Raw genomic sequence first — 1,242 nt, 5'->3', positions numbered from 1 at the left:
CGCATCCAGCCCGGCCTCATGGTATTGCGCGGCCTGCGTGTTGTGGTCGATGAAGCGGTCGGGCAGGGTCATGGGGCGGAAGCGCACGCGGTCCAGCAGGCCGGTCTTGGCCAGGTGGGTCATGACAAAGCTTGCGAATCCGCCAACCGAGCCTTCCTCGATCGTGATCAGCACGGCGTGGTTGCGCGCAAGCTGCTCGACCAGGGCGGTGTCGATCGGCTTGGCGAAGCGGGCGTCGGCCACGGTGGGCGACAGGCCCTGTGCCGCCAGCATGTCGGCGGCCTTCAGCGCGTCGGCCAGCCTTGGCCCAAGCGACAGGATGGCGATGCCGCCCTGTTCCGGCCCGGACTGGCGGGCCATTTCGCGCACGATTCGTCCGCGCCCGATCTCAAGGACCTGCCCCGCCTCGGGCAGGTCCAGCCCAAGCCCCACGCCACGCGGGTAACGCAGGCCCAGCGGGCCTTCGTCAAACGCGATGGCGGTCGCGGTCATGTGCAGCAGTTCCAGCTCGGTGCTGGGCGCCATCAGCGTGATGCCCGGCAGGCAGCCAAGGTAGGCGATGTCGAACGAACCCGCATGCGTCGCGCCATCGGCGCCGACCAGCCCCGCGCGGTCGATGGCGAAACGCACCGGCAGGTTCTGCAGCACCACGTCATGCATCACCTGGTCATAGGCGCGTTGCAGGAAGGAGGAATAGATGGCGCAGAACGGGCGCAGCCCCTCGGTCGCCATGCCGGCGGCGAACGTCACGGCATGCTGTTCGGCAATGCCCACGTCAAAGAAGCGGTCAGGATACGCCTTGGCGAACTTGTCCAGCCCGGTGCCCGAGGGCATGGCGGCGGTGATGGTGACGATCCTGTCGTCGGTCGCGGCCTGGCGCACCAGTTCCTTCGCAAAGACCGAGGTGTAGCTCGGCGGGCCGGACGGGCCTTTCTTCTGCTCGCCGGTCACGACATTGAACTTGGACACCGCGTGATACTTGTCGCCCGCCGATTCGGCCGGCTTGTAGCCATGGCCCTTCTCGGTGATCACATGCAGCAGCACGGGGCCGACATCCTCGGCGTCGCGCAGGTTGCGCAGGATGTGGACAAGCTGGTTCATGTCGTGGCCGTCAACGGGGCCGACATAATAGAAGCCCAGCTCCTCGAACAGCGTGCCGCCGGTCATGATGCCGCGCGCGTATTCATCCGCCTTCTTCGCCGTGCGCTCCAGCCGGCCGGGCAGGCGCTTGGCCATCTTGGC

At 67.2% G+C, this 1,242-nt stretch carries 1 protein-coding gene; it reads right to left on the bottom strand.

Features of this window, described 5'->3' with window-relative positions; translation table 11 throughout:
- Positions 1–1,242: 1-deoxy-D-xylulose-5-phosphate synthase (dxs, locus tag CFR76_RS17400; protein ID WP_110557945.1), on the bottom strand; the 1,242-nt coding region annotated here is incomplete at both ends.

The sequence above is a fragment of the Komagataeibacter swingsii genome (assembly GCF_003207895.1).
GTDB lineage: Bacteria > Pseudomonadota > Alphaproteobacteria > Acetobacterales > Acetobacteraceae > Komagataeibacter > Komagataeibacter swingsii.
The sequence above is the reverse complement of the archived record's forward strand: the minus strand, read 5'-3'. Positions and strand labels throughout refer to the sequence as shown.